General features: G+C 56.2%; 21 protein-coding genes and 1 tRNA gene. 12 read left to right on the top strand and 10 right to left on the bottom strand.

Annotated features, from left to right (window positions below; all coding sequences use genetic code 11):
• Positions 1–168 (bottom strand): DNA-directed RNA polymerase subunit RpoH/Rpb5 C-terminal domain-containing protein (locus tag WKI84_RS11220; RefSeq protein ID WP_337863665.1); only part of this gene is annotated, 168 nt, incomplete at its 3' end.
• Positions 169–466: 298 nt separating this feature from the next.
• Between WKI84_RS11220 and WKI84_RS11225 the strand changes: the two genes are divergently transcribed.
• Entirely contained in the window at positions 467–1249 is a 783-nt protein-coding gene (locus tag WKI84_RS11225; protein WP_337863645.1) for a PEFG-CTERM sorting domain-containing protein, read from the top strand.
• Between the two features lie 122 nt (positions 1250–1371).
• On the opposite strand, the gene WKI84_RS11230 is transcribed toward WKI84_RS11225, so the two are convergent.
• Both WKI84_RS11230 and WKI84_RS11235 read right to left on the bottom strand, forming a co-directional pair.
• Positions 1372–1467: transfer RNA gene (locus WKI84_RS11230), tRNA-His, on the bottom strand.
• A 41-nt stretch (positions 1468–1508) separates the two neighbouring features.
• Positions 1509–2348: a Nif3-like dinuclear metal center hexameric protein gene (locus WKI84_RS11235; protein WP_337863646.1), complete on the bottom strand. Its 840-nt coding sequence runs from the start codon at positions 2346–2348 to the stop codon at positions 1509–1511.
• A 70-nt stretch (positions 2349–2418) separates the two neighbouring features.
• Here WKI84_RS11235 and twy1 point away from each other — a divergent pair, with 70 nt between their 5' ends.
• Positions 2419–3468: a 4-demethylwyosine synthase TYW1 gene (gene twy1, locus WKI84_RS11240; RefSeq protein WP_337863647.1), complete on the top strand. Its 1050-nt coding sequence runs from the start codon at positions 2419–2421 to the stop codon at positions 3466–3468.
• Here the strand turns inward: twy1 and rdgB are convergent.
• Positions 3446–4033 carry an RdgB/HAM1 family non-canonical purine NTP pyrophosphatase gene (gene rdgB, locus WKI84_RS11245; RefSeq protein WP_337863648.1) on the bottom strand — a complete coding sequence of 196 codons (588 nt, stop codon included), beginning with the start codon at positions 4031–4033 and terminating at the stop codon, positions 3446–3448. The two genes, twy1 and rdgB, sit on opposite strands and share 23 nt — an antisense overlap.
• Before the next feature lie 29 nt (positions 4034–4062).
• The gene (locus tag WKI84_RS11250) at positions 4063–4731 is read right to left on the bottom strand and encodes a Kae1-associated kinase Bud32 (protein WP_337863649.1); all 669 of its coding nucleotides are present in this window, start codon (positions 4729–4731) and stop codon (positions 4063–4065) included.
• Positions 4732–4764: 33 nt separating this feature from the next.
• On the opposite strand from WKI84_RS11250, the gene WKI84_RS11255 reads away from it, so the two are divergent.
• Entirely contained in the window at positions 4765–5115 is a 351-nt protein-coding gene (locus WKI84_RS11255; RefSeq protein WP_337863650.1) for a hypothetical protein, read from the top strand.
• Here WKI84_RS11255 and kae1 read toward each other — a convergent pair.
• Positions 5081–6145, bottom strand: a complete 1065-nt coding sequence (gene kae1 / locus WKI84_RS11260) for a KEOPS complex N(6)-L-threonylcarbamoyladenine synthase Kae1 (RefSeq protein WP_337863651.1) — start codon at positions 6143–6145, stop codon at positions 5081–5083. The genes WKI84_RS11255 and kae1 overlap by 35 nt on opposite strands.
• Before the next feature lie 42 nt (positions 6146–6187).
• Complete coding sequence (locus WKI84_RS11265) at positions 6188–7390, bottom strand: redox-regulated ATPase YchF (RefSeq protein WP_337863652.1); 1203 nt, start codon at positions 7388–7390, stop codon at positions 6188–6190.
• Positions 7391–7493: 103 nt separating this feature from the next.
• Here WKI84_RS11265 and WKI84_RS11270 point away from each other — a divergent pair, with 103 nt between their 5' ends.
• From WKI84_RS11270 to folE, 4 genes are all read left to right on the top strand, one after another.
• On the top strand, positions 7494–8015 hold the full coding sequence (locus WKI84_RS11270) for a cupin domain-containing protein (protein ID WP_337863653.1): 522 nt from the start codon (positions 7494–7496) through the stop codon (positions 8013–8015).
• Positions 8016–8235: 220 nt separating this feature from the next.
• Positions 8236–8979 carry a 7-cyano-7-deazaguanine synthase gene (locus WKI84_RS11275; protein WP_337863654.1) on the top strand — a complete coding sequence of 248 codons (744 nt, stop codon included), beginning with the start codon at positions 8236–8238 and terminating at the stop codon, positions 8977–8979.
• Positions 8969–9715 (top strand): 7-carboxy-7-deazaguanine synthase QueE, encoded by a 747-nt coding sequence (locus WKI84_RS11280; protein ID WP_337863655.1) that lies wholly within the window; start codon positions 8969–8971, stop codon positions 9713–9715. The genes WKI84_RS11275 and WKI84_RS11280 overlap by 11 nt, the downstream gene beginning before the upstream one ends.
• Before the next feature lie 8 nt (positions 9716–9723).
• Positions 9724–10296: a GTP cyclohydrolase I gene (folE, locus tag WKI84_RS11285; RefSeq protein ID WP_337863656.1), complete on the top strand. Its 573-nt coding sequence runs from the start codon at positions 9724–9726 to the stop codon at positions 10294–10296.
• A 72-nt stretch (positions 10297–10368) separates the two neighbouring features.
• Here the strand turns inward: folE and WKI84_RS11290 are convergent, their stop codons facing one another.
• Together WKI84_RS11290 and WKI84_RS11295 are read right to left on the bottom strand one after the other, a co-directional pair.
• The gene (locus WKI84_RS11290) at positions 10369–10683 is read right to left on the bottom strand and encodes a hypothetical protein (protein WP_337863657.1); all 315 of its coding nucleotides are present in this window, start codon (positions 10681–10683) and stop codon (positions 10369–10371) included.
• A 204-nt stretch (positions 10684–10887) separates the two neighbouring features.
• Entirely contained in the window at positions 10888–11448 is a 561-nt protein-coding gene (locus tag WKI84_RS11295; RefSeq protein ID WP_337863658.1) for an MEDS domain-containing protein, read from the bottom strand.
• Between the two features lie 225 nt (positions 11449–11673).
• Between WKI84_RS11295 and WKI84_RS11300 the strand changes: the two genes are divergently transcribed.
• The 5 genes from WKI84_RS11300 to WKI84_RS11320 all read left to right on the top strand — a co-directional run bounded on the left by WKI84_RS11300 (position 11674) and on the right by WKI84_RS11320 (position 15307).
• Positions 11674–12087 (top strand): response regulator, encoded by a 414-nt coding sequence (locus WKI84_RS11300; protein ID WP_337863659.1) that lies wholly within the window; start codon positions 11674–11676, stop codon positions 12085–12087.
• 141 nt (positions 12088–12228) lie between these two features.
• Positions 12229–13374 carry a hypothetical protein gene (locus tag WKI84_RS11305; RefSeq protein ID WP_337863660.1) on the top strand — a complete coding sequence of 382 codons (1146 nt, stop codon included), beginning with the start codon at positions 12229–12231 and terminating at the stop codon, positions 13372–13374.
• Between the two features lie 35 nt (positions 13375–13409).
• Complete coding sequence (locus tag WKI84_RS11310; protein WP_337863661.1) at positions 13410–14654, top strand: AAA family ATPase; 1245 nt, start codon at positions 13410–13412, stop codon at positions 14652–14654.
• Entirely contained in the window at positions 14651–15085 is a 435-nt protein-coding gene (locus tag WKI84_RS11315) for a hypothetical protein (protein ID WP_337863662.1), read from the top strand. The genes WKI84_RS11310 and WKI84_RS11315 overlap by 4 nt, the downstream gene beginning before the upstream one ends.
• A gap of 9 nt (positions 15086–15094) precedes the next feature.
• Positions 15095–15307: a hypothetical protein gene (locus tag WKI84_RS11320; protein ID WP_337863663.1), complete on the top strand. Its 213-nt coding sequence runs from the start codon at positions 15095–15097 to the stop codon at positions 15305–15307.
• Positions 15308–15324: 17 nt separating this feature from the next.
• On the opposite strand, the gene WKI84_RS11325 is transcribed toward WKI84_RS11320, so the two are convergent.
• The coding region (locus WKI84_RS11325) for a hypothetical protein (protein ID WP_337863664.1) at positions 15325–15572 on the bottom strand (248 nt) is incomplete at its 5' end.

The raw sequence follows: 15572 nt of genomic DNA on the forward strand, positions 1-15572 counted from the left end.
CCTCACGTCCAGATCTTCAATACCCTTGTCGCTCATCAAAATGTACGGAAGCTGCCCCGGCTTGGCGTTGTACTTTTTCAGCACTTCCTCGGCTTCCGCCTTGGACAGGATCTCGTGCTTTGGCTGGTACACGTGGTTCGTTATCTTGACTACTTTCTTTTCAGACAAAGGACGCTGCTACCTCCAAATTCAATAGCTTGTGCTCGATGGAAAACTTCAAAGTCAAATTGTTGAATGAAAAAATAGCCTATATAAGTATTGTGAATTATTTGGTCCAAAAGCCAAATTTATTTAGAAAATTGAGATTGACCGTTTGGGCGTGTTATCTGAAATGAGTGCAGAGGTTAGAGTTCCTACACAAAAAAGATAAATAGTAACGGAAATATAGCGTGTTAGGTGTGCATGAGGGATAATGGAGTATAAAGCGTACGCACTAATGGCTATATTGCTGTCCTCGGTGGCAGCCGTGAGCACGCTGGGCACCGCCTACGCGCAAGCAGGCTTCACCGTAGCGACAGACAATAAAGACTACACCACTGGTGATGAAATCACCGTCTCTGGAAACATTGGACAGGCACCGGTAGCCGGCCAACCACTCGGCGTGATCCAGGTATTCAATCCAAACGGCGCAGCATACAGGTTCGACCAAGTGCCAATAGCTGCGGACGGATCGTATACTTACACGTTCAAGGTCGGTGGCCCGCTGGGCGTTGACGGCGAATACAACGTCAAGTTCAGCTACAACGGCGTGACAAGGGAGACGAGCTTCAACTTTGCAGGTGGAGAGGCCGGAGAATGGGAAACTGCCACGCTGACAATCACAGCGGAAGACGGCACCACTTCGGAGCACGAGATCCAGTACAAGATTGAAGGTGGAGAGCTGAACGAGCTCACTGGCGACCAGGCAACAAAGACGATCACGGCGATGATTACTGCAAACTCTGACGGCCAGCTGACAATCCAGCTCCCGAGAGACATTGCTGATGCAAAGGAAGGCGACGACGATGCCCAGTTTGCAGTCTTTGTCAACGACGAGGATGTCACCGATGATGTAGAAGACGACGGCGGCGATGACGTAAGGACGCTGACAATCCCGTTCTTTGAAGACACGGAACAGATTGACATCACTGGCACCTTCCTGGTTCCAGAGTTCGGCGCAATCGCTGCAATCGTACTCGCAGTCGCAATCGTCGGCATCATCGTAGCCACGACAAGATACAGCAAGTTCAGCTTCCTGCCTAAGATGTAAGGGCAGCAGCTGAACCGGCTCCTCTTTTTCCTTTTTCATTTTATTTTGTTAAATGACGAGCCATGCTGCAAAGTATAATCAAGTTATTTTCATCCTGTCGGCACGATGGTGAAAGATAAAGATGGGGCCTTCGGAGGGATTTGAACCCTCCTCAAGCGGTATCTGCCCTAAAAGAGCGTCCACAGCCGCCTATACTGACCAGGCTATACTACGAAGGCCGCAAGTGCATTTGCATTGACCACAGTATATAATCGTTAGATCATTTTCCTTTGTTGCCGCCTGGTATCAGGCCCATCCTGACGCATTCGACGCCCATCTCTTCTTCAAGTTTGTCGGCAAGCGCGTTGAGCCCAAGCGAGTCGCCGGCAAGGTGCCCCAGCACCACCAAGTTGCCATTCAGCTTTTCCTCGCGCATCTTGGTCAGGTCGCCATAGTCAACGTGCAAATAGATGACGGTGTCGACGCCGTGCTGGAAATACGCCTTTGCCACGGAATACCCGCCGTTTGTCCCGGCAGCTATGACAAGCGCCCAGTGGCCGGCGTTGTTGTCCTCGCTCCCGTACCTCACCCTTACCCCAGTTGCAGCGTTCTTGAACTCGGGTATCGACTCTACGGCCCTGACGATGTCGGACACCTTTTCCACCCTGCTTGCCTGTTGTATCTTTTCAAAAATAGTCCGGCGCATGTATTCGTCGCAGGGCTGGTGTATGTTGACAAGTGGCATCCTCATGGCCTGCGCCGCGCCCACCACGTCGTTGTAAATGTCTGCGTGCGTGCGAGTCTCGACCCGCTCCTTCAGCTTGTCGACTGCCTCCCTTGCGACTTTTCTGGGCACGCCGTGCTCCACAAGGTAGTCGACGTGCCTGTCAAACACTTTGTAAAAGTTTACCGCGGCCACGCCTATCGGGTGGTGCGCTATCACGGCGTCGCAGCCGAGGCTCTTTGCGAGCAAGAGCTCGGCAGTCCCAACGTCCACTGCGATAAGCACCTTTCTGATGTTGCTGCCCCTGACGTGGACGGCGCTGTCTGCGGGCATTTTTTTCCACCCCGCAAGCTCCAGCCCGGCCTTCATTATTCTAGCAGTGTCGATGCCAGCCAATACCGGCATTTGAAGCAGGGTGCAAAATTTAAATCTGTTCCACTCCCTCTCTTTAAAAGAAGAAAAGAAGATGAGCTGCTCTGACGAGTACGTCTCGCACTCGGTTGCTGGCAACAATAACGATCTAATACAGATAACACCGGCTGTGGCGGCCAAGCTGAAAAAGGCCAAGTACGGTGTCTACAACCACTCGGCAGTCGAGCTGTGCCACTGGACCAAAAAATCGTTTTCTGCTGGCGACGACAGCATGAGCTGCTACAAGCACAAGTTCTATGGCATCTCCACCCACCAGTGCATGGAGATGACGCCGGCCGCCATGAACTGCGAGAACAGGTGCATATACTGCTGGCGGCCAGCCGAGTTTTTCGACACGCTCCAGATGCCTGCCGAGCTCGTCGACGAGCCTGATGTAATCGTCGAGCAGCTTATGGCCGAGCGCAAAAAGCTGATAAACGGGTTCTATGGCAACCCGAAAAACGACAGGAAAAAGCTGGACGAGTCGCTCCTGCCGGCGCACTATGCAATCTCGCTCTCTGGTGAGCCTACGATGTACCCCAAGCTGCCGCAGCTGATAAAGTACCTGAAGTCGCTCAAGGCCACAAAGTCGATATTCCTCGTGACAAACGGGCAGGAGCCGGACATGCTCAGGCGGCTTGTCAGCGAAGACGCGCTCCCGACGCAGATCTATCTTTCAACCAACGCTTCCAACAAAAAGATGTTCCACATGATAAACCGGCCCATGCACAGGGACGCATGGGAGCGGTGGTGGGACAGCCTGCGGTTCCTTGCGACTGTCGACACCAGGACCGTCCTCAGAATGACCATCATCAGGAACTACAACAACCAGGAAGAATTTGTTGACGAGTTTGCACAGATGATGGCAGAGGGCAACCCGCACTTTATCGAGCTAAAATCGTACATGCACGTCGGCATGTCCACAAACAGGCTCGAGCACGGCGACATGCTTACGATGGACGAGGTGCGAGAATTCGCAAAGAGGCTGTGCGGCAAGATGCCCGGCTTTGCGGTGATGGACGAAAGCGAGATCTCAAGGATTGTGGTGCTCCAGAACCAGAAGCGCTACACCGACAGGTGGATCAAAGAGTATTTCGCCGATTGATGAGGAACCAGCCGGCAAAGGAGTCGAGCGCCTTCCTCCTGTGAGAATAGTCGCCTTTTTCGCTCCCTAGCTGCGCGTACGTCCTGCCGCCCGCCCCTTCAGGGATAAAGATGGGGTCATAGCCCCAGCCTCCGGCAGCCGCCCCGTTCTCTGAAATCCGGCCCTGGACGCTTGCCTCAAACGTTTCTATTTTATCATTGCCGCAGAACGCTATCACGGACCGGAACGACGCCTCACGCCGCCGGTCATTGCCTGAGAGCAGCTTCAGGACGCCGGCGTTGCCTATAGTCTTGAAGACGTAGGAGGAATACTGGCCGGGGAACCCGCCGAGCGCGTCTATAAAGAGGCCGTCGTCTTCCACTATGACCGGCCTCTTTACGATGGCGTAGGCGCTCCTTGCCTTTTCCCTTGCTATTTCTGCAAGCGAATCGGACTGGATCTCGACAAGCTCTGCCCTGGCAAAGTCGGCTGCGATGCCGTGCAGGGCAAGGATCGCCTGCACCTCCTTGAACTTGTTCTGGTTCGTGCTTGCAAAGGTTATCGTTGCTGCCGCGCTACCCACCACCGCCAATATCCCCCACCTTCTTTTCTCCTTTATTCGACCCGGGCATAGCGCCCGCGCTGCTCTATCTCCTTCACGTTGAGGAGTACCCTGTCTGTTTCCTTTCGGCCCGCAACTTCGGCATAGCCCCTGCAAAAGGCGGCAAAGGCTCCTCTCAGGGAGACGTGGGCGCTTGCAAGCACCTCCTTTATCAGCCTCACGTCGACTGCCCTGTCCTCCATCCTCTCCGAATAATAAGAGAGGCCAAAATCAAGGAGCACCAGCCTCCTTCTTCTTTTGTTTCCTCTTTTGTTGACGACGATAAAGTTTGAAGTGGTCAGGTCGCCATGCACTATGCCCGCTGCATGCAGCATCGCCGCATACCTGCCGATCTGCCTGCACAGCCCTGCGTCGAGGATATCGCGGGCTACCGTGCCCTGCACGTACTCCATGACTATCTCGGCCCGGACAGGGTCGACGAAATAGACGAAAGGCGCCTCGACGCCTGCCGCGGACTTGGCTGCAGACAGCAGACCCGCTTCGTGGACGGTGCGCTGGCGGCGCACCAAAGCGTCAAGTGCAGGGTGCCTGTACGGCTTGGCAGTCCTCCTTTTCAGTATGGCCTTTTTCCCGTGCCACTCGGTGAGCAAGATGTCTGCCTCGGCGCCCCTCTTGACCAGCTTTTGTTGTTGCTGTTGCTGTTGCTCCTGCTCCTGCTGCAATAGTAATATAGCCTGCCCAGTCGAGATAAAAACGTGAGCTCTTCTTCTTTCTTCAAGCCGGACCAAGGCGAGCGCGTGCTCCTGACAGAGGACTGCTCCGAGGACAAGCTGAGAAGCGGCATCCTCATCCTCACGAACAGGAGGCTGGTCTTCCAAAAGACGGAGGGCAGGATGGCCACGCTGTCAAAAAAAGAGGGCGAGATAGCCCTAGACATCCCGCTCTCGCAGATAGCGTCCGTCAGGGCGGAAGGCTTTCTGGTCAAGAAATTCGTCATAATCACATCTGCAGCGCAGGGCGGGCAGACGTACAAGTTTGGCGTCTTTTCAAACAGGCAGTGGGAAAAGCAGTTCAAGCAGGCGCAGCAACAGTCCGCCGCCAGCTGACGTCCACCGTGTCAAGCCTCCACGACTGCGTGACCGACGCGTCCTTGACTGCGACCTTTTTGCCAGTCGCCGCATATTCTGACAGGGCAGTCCAGGCGATCTGGGCGCCGTTGTCGCCGGCGTATTTTATGGGGCACGAGTAAAACCGGGCGCCATGCCGTGCGCAGGCGGCCTGCAGCATTTCGGCGAGCCGCCGATTTGCAGACACGCCTCCCACTATCATCATCTCCTTCTTGCCGGTGAACGAGAGCGCCCGCTCGACTGCCTCTGCAAGCATTGCAAAAGCCGTCTCCTGGAGCGAGTAGCAGACAGCTTCCAGCCTCTCTTTTTTTTCTTCTTCTTCGTTGCCGTTGTTATCATCTGAGGACGCCTGCCTGATTGCGGCAGTCAGCAGGCCGGAAAACGACACGTCGTTGCCCTTGACCACGTACGGGAGCGAGTGGTAATGTTCTTTGTTCGACCTGCCTGCGAGCTCCTCTATCCTGCCGCCGCAGGGCGAGGAAAAGCCGGCCGACCTGCCAAACTGGTCCAGCAGCTGGCCGACAGTGATGTCCAGAGTCTCGCCAGAGACGCGCCAGCGGCCTTCCAGGAACGCTAGGATCATCGTGTGGCCGCCTGACACCAGGAGCACTAGCGGGTCGGAGGCCCCTGTCAGCATCGCCCCAAGCTCTATGTGCCCAAGCGCGTGGTTGACAGGCACGAGCGGCTTTTTGTAATAGCCTGCCACCGTGCGGGCGACGACTGCTCCGACGCGCAGGCATGGGCCCAGGCCGGGGCCGGCCGAATACCCCACCAGGTCGATGTCTTTCATCGATACCCCGGCAGACGCAAGGGCATCCCCAAGGGCGCCTGACGACCTGTCGATGTGGTGCCTCGACGCCTCGCGCGGGTGTATCCCCTTGCCCTCCGGCGCCCTGTAGACTGCCCTGGCGTCTGACAGTATCCTGCCGTCGCCTGCGACTACTGCGCAGCCAAATGTGTGCGCCGTGCTTTCGACGCCAAGGCACAACAGTGCTTCTTTTCTTGTCATATGCTTGTGCTCACTCACTCCCTCGCTCGCTCACTCCGCGTACTAGCCTCTGCTTGCAGCAGACACTATCTTGATCACGTCCCCGTCCTTCAGGTGGTGGTCGGCGCCTATCCTCTGCTTTGTCCTCGCATCTACGGCGTACAGGAACCCCTTTGCCAGGTCGGCGTGCACAGTGCCGGCCAGGTCCTTTGCAGTCGAGCCCTGCGGCAGCAGCCGGACGTCGGGCAGGACGTTCCCTTTTTTGTCTGCCAGGCGGAACTCGTCCTCAACGGGATACACCGCTATCAGTTTCAAGAGCTTGAAGCAGGCGATGTTTATCGCCTCCTGCACGCCTGTCGACCCGTACCTGTCCATCAGCCCCTTCACTATTTCAAGCGCCTTTTTCTGCTGCTCGTTGAGCGCCACGCCGGGCCTGACGTCAAACGAGCCGTCGCCCGGCAAATAGTGGACGATGCCCTTTTTGGACGCCTTTTTCAGCATCGCCTCGGCCTCTGATGCGCACGGCACTACCTCAAGCCCCGCCTGCTTCATCTTTACGATGTTGGCATCTGCCGACGGGAGGTCGGCCTTGTTTGCCACCACCACGAACGGCTTGGCCTTTACCCGCAGCATGTGGCAGAACTTTTTGATGTCGTCTTCAGACCACATTGTGGGCTTTTTCAGCCCAAGGCCAGACTCGTGGACTGTGGCCGAGATAAGGTGGTCTGGTATCGCAAGCCCGGAAAGCCTCTTGGCAAGCATCTGCTCCAGCTTTTGTCCCTGATTCTCTGCCTCCCTCGCAGTCTTGCTCCAGTCCCGCATTACAATGCCGGACATCCACAGGTCAAACTCTTCCTCTACGAACCGGACATCAAACATCGGGTCGCCCGTGCCGGCCGGGACTGGCTTGCCTGCGCTGTCTGTCGAGCCCGACGCGTCCACCACGTGCACGAGCGCGTCTGCCTGCCTTGCGTCATCCAGAAACTTGTTGCCAAGGCCCTTCCCGGCGTGCGCCCCGGGGACCAAGCCGGCCACGTCTATCAGCTTTACAGGTATGAAGCGGTTGCCGTCTATGCACATCGAGTGCACGGGGTTGTCCTGCACCCCAAACTCGCGGCAGGCGCACTTTACCCTTGCGTAGCCGACGCCTACGTTTGGCTCGATGGTTGTGAACGGATAGTTGGCAGAGGGCACCGCAAGCTCGGTGGCGGCGTTAAAGAATGTGGACTTGCCCACGTTTGCCTTGCCTATTATTCCAATTATCATGTCTCTTTTCTTCTCTCTCTTCTGCCCAGCAGAAAGGCGCGCACGGCCAGCATTAATGTTTTTCAAATACCTCCCGCCAGCTCTTTCTCTGCAAATGCCGCCGTTGCTAACAAGGAACGCACGCTACTGGATAGAAAAGCTTGGCCTCAAAGAACACCCGGAGGGAGGCTATTTCAGAGAGACTTTTCGCTCAGACGTGAATCTCTACGTGAAAGGCATGGGCAGGCGCAGCGCGTCTACTGCCATCTATTACCTGTTGGAAAAAGGGCAGCGCTCCGTCTTTCACAGGATCAAGTCTGACGAGCTGTGGCACTTTTACGCAGGCAGCCCCTTGCGCCTGTACGTCATTGATGGCAAAAGAAGAGGAGGAGGAAGAGGAAGTAAAGAGGAAAAGACAATGATTGCGGCCGTCACGCTCGGCCCGGACCCTGACAGCGGGCAGGCATTGCAGGCTGCAGTCAGGGCAGGGTACTGGTTTGCAGCAGAGAGCGCAGGCAGCTACTCGCTTGTTGGATGCACCGTCGCACCGGGCTTTGACTTTGACGACTGGCAGGTCGGGAGCCGGGGCTATCTTGTCAAAAGGTACCCTCGGCATGCCGCCCTCATAGAGAGGCTCTCAGAATGACAGGGAATGATGTAACCGAACGCGAGTGAGATACCCATTAAAAGCTGCGGCAGCCATTACCATTACACGCGCACGAATGTACGCGGTGGTACGGCGCCGTCGCCGCTGCCCTGTAGCACACGGGCAGAAAAGTCGACGGCTACCATGCACACCTGCTGAGGGTTGGCGGCTGATGGGACACCGCCAATCCTCTTTATACCAGCCATTGCCCCTCTTTTGGGTGGGAAGAAAGCAAGCATCAGCATCAGTAGCGGCAACGACGCGGCCGGCGGCAGTCTGCATTGTGTCAGGCGGCCTAGACTCGGTGTGCTATGCCGCCATGCTTGCCAGGGAAGGCTTTGACATCCACATGATCACCTTTGCGTACGGCCAGCGCGCGGCCAGGGAGATCAGGGCTGCAAGGCGTTTTGCCAGGCTGCTTGGGGCCGGCGACTATAAAATAGTCGACATCGGCTTTATGAGGTCGCTGTACGGCAGGAGCAACGCCCTGACCGACAGGAGCCAAAAGCTGTCCCGAGAGTTTGAGCAGAGCCTGGTCGTCCCCATACGCAACGCCATCTTTATCACCATCGCAAGCGCCTGGGCCATGAGCATCGACGCTAGGGTTGTGGCGTACGGCGCGCACGCAGGCGACGTGCCGCATTACGCAGACTGCAGGCCGGCCTTTGCAAGCGCGCTCGCGTCGGCGCTCAACATGGCAGACGCAGACAGCATAGCAAGCGGCAAGAGGCACGAAATAGAGGTCACGTCTCCTGCGGCGCGTGGCATGGACAAGTCGGCCCTCCTCTCAAAAGGTTACGCCATCCTGGGCGACAGGCTGTTTGAGACGTGGAGCTGCTACTCTGACGGCGTCAGGGCCGGGAAATCAGGTTATGTGCACTGCGGCGTGTGCGAATCGTGTATAAATAGGAAAATGGCATTTAAAGCTGCAAATATTGGCGACAGGACGCGCTATGCGGCATAGCAGCAGGGGCAGGGAGCCCGGCAGGGTCAGGCTTTCAGAGATCTTTACGAGCGTCGAAGGAGAGGGCGTCCTGTTTGGCACAAAGACAATGTTTGTAAGGCTTGCAGGCTGCCCGCTGAAATGCCACTGGTGCGACACCACCTATGCCATACCGATGGACAGCGGCGTTGATTTGTCCGTAGAGGAGGTCAAGGACAGGATATCGCAAGAGCTTGTGCCAAACACGTACAAGGTCAACTTTACCGGGGGCGAGCCTCTTGCGCAGCACAGGGCCGTGATAGAGCTGGCCAGGTTTGTAAAGGAGAAGAAAGGGGTCAAGACGTACCTGGAATCGGCCTGCTACGACTCTGCCCGCTTTGCAGAGGTGCTGCCCTACATGGACATTGTAAAGGTAGAGTTCAAGCTGAAAGACGCCAGGGCGGTGGCCGGCGGAGACAGGAACTATGCCACGCTTGTAAAAAACGAGCTTGAATGCCTCAGGATGGCGGCGGAGGCCTGCAAAAAGCCGTACGTCAAGGTGGTGGTCACAAACTCGTCTGACCTGAAGGAATTTACAGACCTTGTGAGAAAGATATTTGCAGTCACGAGGGACATAGCAGGATTTATAATACAGCCGAGCTCTAAAGTAGACGAGCCCGTGTTGGAGAGGCTTTTTGCCTTTTACGACGCAGTTTACCCTTACTATGATCAGGTTCGCGTCGTCCCCCAGCTGCACAAGGTAATAGGAGTCAGATAGCCAGAAAGATGAACAAGAAAGGAGAGATGAACAAGAGGAAAATAGCCAGGCTGCTCAGGCAGTTGCTGATAGAGCTCGGCGAGAACCCCGACAGGGAGGGGCTTGCCGGCACGCCTGACAGGATGGCCAACATGTACGAGGAGATATTCGGCGGCTACAAGATGGACGCCGAGCTGGACGTGACGTTTTCAGAAGAGACAGACGTGATAATAGCTAGGGACATCCAGTTCTACAGCATGTGCGAGCACCACATGCTGCCGTTCTTTGGCAAGATCCACGTCGCCTACGTGCCGCAGGGCAAGGTGTTCGGGGTGTCCAAGCTGGTCAGGCTGGTCGAGAAACACTCGCGCCGGCTGCAGATACAGGAGCGCCTCACTACCGCAGTGGCAGACGAGCTCATGCACATGGGGGTCAAGGGCGCGATGGTGATAGCAGAGGGCGAGCACCTGTGCATGAAGATGAGGGGCGTGCGCAACGACAGCTCGATAATGACCATCGCCTACAGGGGCATCATGGAGCAGAAAGACCTGCGCGAGCACGCGCTTGCGATGATAAGGGGCCCCAAGTCAGGTTTCAGATAGATAGTTATTTCATTGGCAGGGCGCCCGTCTTTATCAGCAACGCGGCCACTCTGTACGTTATCGTTTCTGCGCTTATCGGCTTTCTGCAACGTCGTCGCAGGCAAGGTGCAGGGCCCTTGCCCTGTCGGATTCGCCGTTTGCTATGATAAAGATGGCGGTGTCCGGCGATATTTCTTTTATTTTCATCACCAGATAACCGCCGTTGTCCGCGGCGAGGTTGCCGTTTAAAAGCACGATGTCAGGCTTTTCCTTTTTCTCCCTGTCCAGCTCTTGGAGAACCCCTATGCATTCTGAAGGGGTGTGTGATTTTATCGCCCTGATCCCCTTGAGCCACAGTGCGCCGGCGACGTGCGCGGCTGCGTCCTTTACGTCGTCAAGGACAAGCACGCTCTATCTTTGAAGCAAACGGATTGTTGCCGTCGTCGCCTCTGCTAGCGCCGGGAATACGATGATCATTATTGTTGCCGTCGTCGTTGTTGTTGTTGCCTCCTCCAATACGGGACAGTGCAATCTAGTAGTAAAGGAAAATATTTCTAAAGAGTTTTGACATCAAAAATATACGTACATAGATGTGTATGGCTCTGCTCCGGTCTACAGAGATAACGTCTCCACATGCTGTGCGCGTATGCGCTTCTGGGCAGGGCCGCTGAGCGCTCCCCACGTGTCCCTGTGATAGGCGCACAGCAGGCACGTAAATTTGCCCGGGTTGCCTGCCGGCAGAACCATTTCTTCAAACCTTTCGGCAAGGTCCCTGTCTCCAAGGTAAAAGAACGCATCCATGGCCGCGACGACGGCGACGCCTTTTCTCCCTCGGTGCCGGGCCTTGCGGTGCAAAAGCTCGATGAACCTCAGCGCATACTCGATGCTACCATTGAAGAACTGCTGGGCAGAATCTATGACAAACAGGGATTCTGTCCGGGCATATCTGTCAACGTCGATGCCAGCTTCGGCCAAGTAGAATTTCACGGTCTCTGGCGTTTCGTAATAGGTGAGGATCAGGAGGATCTGGTCGTCTGGCAGGGCCGCCTTTGCCGCGTTGCAGTAAGCCTCCCGGAAAGATTCAATGTCCTCATAGACCAGCAGGATGTGCGGCCCGTCCGCCCGGGAGCACATGCTCTTCATGATTGGCAGGGAAAAGAACTGCGAAGACACCTTGAATCGACGCCCTCTTGTTTTCTAATCATGATATTTATTCTCTCTCAGGATCGATTAGACTTTTGACGACACCATATGTCTGTGCGCGCCGCTTCTTCGATTGTTCCAGCAGGTCAGCGCACATGTCGATGTCTGCCTGTCTGTCTTCTGCCAGACTGACTGGGTCAAGCGATCCGGGCTGTGCACAGGTGCCAAGTTACATTAGACTTATTACTTGTGTATGTGGCACCAATACTTGTCCGCATGTCATCATCGTCATCAGCTGGCAAGAGGATAATGGTCGTTGACGACGAGAAAGATATAGTGATGGTGATAAGCAAGGTCCTTGAACGCTGGAAGTTCAAGGTCGATGGCTTTTCAAGCCCGTTTAAGGCACTTGAGGCATTCAGGAAGGAGCCCGACGCCTTTGACCTGATCATCACCGATGTCAGGATGCCCGGCATGAGCGGCCCGGAGCTTGTAAAAGAGATCCTTGCCATACGACCACAGATGAGCAAGATATTCATATCAGCCTTCAATCTGGATCACGAATCTTTTGGCGCGATGCCGGCTGAGGAACTAAAGAAGGATTTGCTCAGCAAGCCGGTCACCATGCCGCAGCTGTGCGAGGCGGTAAAAAGCAAGATCCTCAAGTAAAGAGATAAGGATCGTCAAAGAGAATTTGAAGCGAGGCCAAAGCGCCGACGGCCTCCCTCCTTTCTAGCAGGCCTCTGGAAAAGCTCTGGGTTCTGAATAGTTAAATAACTATCAAGCAGGTTTCTTTCTGACACAATACATATGAGCGGCAAGGACGAATCCATTTTCTCCAAGGAGGCCCTGATGGGCACGCAGGCCGGCAAGGAGATAATCAAGCAGGGCCTGTTCAAGAGCAAGGGCTTTAGGCAGTTCAACCAGTACAAGGAAAAGACAGAGCAGGAATTCGGCCCCTTTGCCAAGAGGTTCACCTCGTCGCTCCACGCCGCCATCCAGTCCGACAGCAGCCCCGCCTTGACGATGGAGAAATTTGCATCCGAGGTCGGCTCGCAAGAGCTTGTGCCTGACGCAGGCGCGCTGCAGGACATCAAGGCGCGGCTGTCGAGCACCGACGTGCTGCAGGACAGGGTGGCAAGGATACTGAATTCAAACTTTGTCAAGATGACCTTCCCGGTCTTTAACGCGCTCTATGACGGGGCGGCAGAGTATTTTGGCGACAAACCTCAACAGCAGCAAGATCAGGAAAAGAGAGAGGCGGTCATCGACGGCCACATCATCGCCATCGACCTGTCAGAGCCGATGGACAGAATAGTTGACAGGGACGAAGACCTGGACTACCTAGAAGACTACAAGTTCATGTGCCCCTACATACTGGACATAGCCCGGCTCAAGATAGCGCAGGGAGGCGACTCTGTCCTGAAGGCGTTTGAAGAGGGCTTCAGGGACGCAAGGGTCGGCCAGTACATAGACGTGAAACTAAAGATGAGGCCGTCTTCGATAAACGACGAGAACATGGGCGACTGCTACAAGAAATACCGGGCAGTCATGGGCACGGCCGGCAGGAACATGGCGCTGAACAGGCGCCCGCTTGCCGACATATTCCACCTCGGCATGGCAAAGGCCGGCGAGGGCGTGGGCTGCGGAAACGAGATAGAGGACGCGATAAAGAACGGCGCCATCAAGATCCCGTCGTGGCCGCTCTACTACTCGCTCAACACCGGCGACGCGCGGCGCGGCTTTGAGCTCACCATGCAAAAGAGCGAGCTGTACCTGAAAGAGGCAGAGCTGGCGCTTGAGATGCTGCCAGAAAAGTTCACGCTCAGGCCGTTCCTGGAATTTTTGTTCCTCACAGTCAGGCACTACAACCAGTACTGGTACAACGAACTGAACCGCAGGGCGCCCTTTGCAGACTATTACAGCAAGATGGAAGCGGCGGTGAACAGGCAATAGCAGAGACCGCAAAGCCATCAGCAGTAGCGGCCCTGATGTGGTCCGAAGTCTACAGGCCGATGAGGGTCGAGCAGATGGTGGGCAACGAGGAGGCCCGGCTTGCGATATTAAAGTGGCTCGCAGGGTGGGTCAGCGGAGCCAAGCCGCTACTGCTCGTCGGGCCGCCGGGCACGGGCAAGACAACGGTGGTCAAGGCGCTTGCGTCGCAGTTTGGCTACGACCTGGTAGAGATGAACGCAAGCGACGCCCGCAACAGGGAGAACATCCGGGAGAGGGTAGCGCCTGTCTTTGGCAACGTCGGGCTCTTTGGGAAAAAGATATTGCTGTTCCTCGACGAGGTGGACGGCATTTCCGGCAGGGAGGACTCGGGCGGGCTCGACGCGCTGGTCGAGCTTGTCAAAGAGCCCACCGTCCCGGTGATAATGGCCGCAAACGAAAAGTCGGCCAAGATAAAGGAGCTTGCCAAGGCGTGCAAGACAGTCGAGTTCCGGCCGGTCCCGCCCAGGCAGCTGATGATGTTTCTCGACCACGTCCTGCAGAGCGAGGGCGCCAGGCTGGGCCCCGGCGACAAGGTATCAATAGTGAGAAACAGCAGGGGCGACATAAGGGCGCTCCTGAACGGCGCCCAGTCGCGCGTCGCCGGTTACGCCACGGTGGCAAACGACGACGTGACAGAGATAGACATCGCAGACGCGATAAACGGCTATTTTGCGGCAGGGGACAGGAGGCAGGCCGCCAAGATCCTGGCAAGGGCCGACGCCTCCTACCCCGACCCAAGGTACCAGGGCGGAGGGATGGACGCAGAGGCGCGCAGGAAGGACATGATAGCCGCGCTGTTTTCAAGTCTGGCAGGCTCGCACCTTGACCCCGACACGCTTGCCGCGTCTCTCGACGTGCTTTCAAGGGCAGACGTGGTGGCAGGCAGGGTCAGCCGCAGGCGCCAGTGGAGCCTGCTCAGGTACGTCGGCGACATGCTCGCCCACGGCCTCTACGACGTTACCAGGGGCAAGGCGGCCAGGTACACCCAGTACTCGATGCCGTGGCAGGTGATGGGGCCGGTGTTTGCAAGGGCGCAGAGCATAAGGAAGGTGTCGTCTGCCCTGGCGCCGGCGACGCACGTGTCGAGGAGCACCTGCAGCACGTTTGTGCTCCCCTACCTCGTGCGCCAGATGGCGCAGAAAAAGGTTGACCCGGTGGAATTTGCCATAGACAACTTCAACGACGAGTCCATAGGCGAGTCGCTTGCAAAAGAGATGGAGAAGGCGGCGGCAAGGAAATGAGCGAGCACTGGATAAGGCTGCTGGTAAAGTACAAGGGCAAGTGCGCAGTCTGCAGAAAAGAGATACCGCAGGGCGAATATGCGCTCTGGTCAAGGACATCCAAGGCAATCAAACACATCAAATGCGACGCGGCAGCGGCTACCACTGTTACTGCTGCTACTTCCACAACAGCAGCAGCCGAAGAGGCAAAGACGGCAAGCGCGGCAGCAGCGGCAGCAAAAGAAGGAGAAGGATTAAAGTGTTTTATCTGCGGCAGGGCCGCCGGATGCACCGAGTGCGCCCTCGAGCAGGACTGCGACAGGCCCAGAGTCTCGCAGGCGTGCATCTGTAACGAGTGCATGGCAGCAAAGGACGTGTACGCAAACTACCAGCAGGCATTTCTGTCCAGGATGGCAAAAGTTAAAATGCACAGTGCCGGCATGTCCACCTAGAAGAGAGCCATGTCAAGCGAATACGAGCACAACGTGGGCCAGCTTTTGGCAGAGAAAAAGGCGCAGCTGGAGTTTTTGATGAAGAACCCTGAAAAGAACGCGTCCAAGATCGCCATGACAAAGCTCGAGATCGAGTCGCTTGAAAGTATGTTTGAAAATTACAACCTCGGCATGAACGTCTTCCGCAGGGCGCAGGGCGGCAGGGCGGGCCTGAGAGAATAAGAAGAAAGGCAGGCAGACTAGGCGACGATCTTGTCCTCTTGTACAGGCACCTTTCCAAGCTGCCAGAACAGCAGCCCCTGGTATATCCCCCTCACCTGATCCAGAGTGAGGTTGAGTCGCAGGATCCGGCCCATGTCCATCCCGAGGTCGTCAAGGGCGCAGTACAGCTCGTCGATGGAGCACTCGTCTATCCTTCTAAAAAGCGAGACATCTCTGCTACTACTACCACCATCATCACCATCATTGTCATCGTTATTGTCATCAT

This window comes from Nitrososphaera sp. (assembly GCF_037447015.1).
Lineage (GTDB): Archaea > Thermoproteota > Nitrososphaeria > Nitrososphaerales > Nitrososphaeraceae > Nitrososphaera.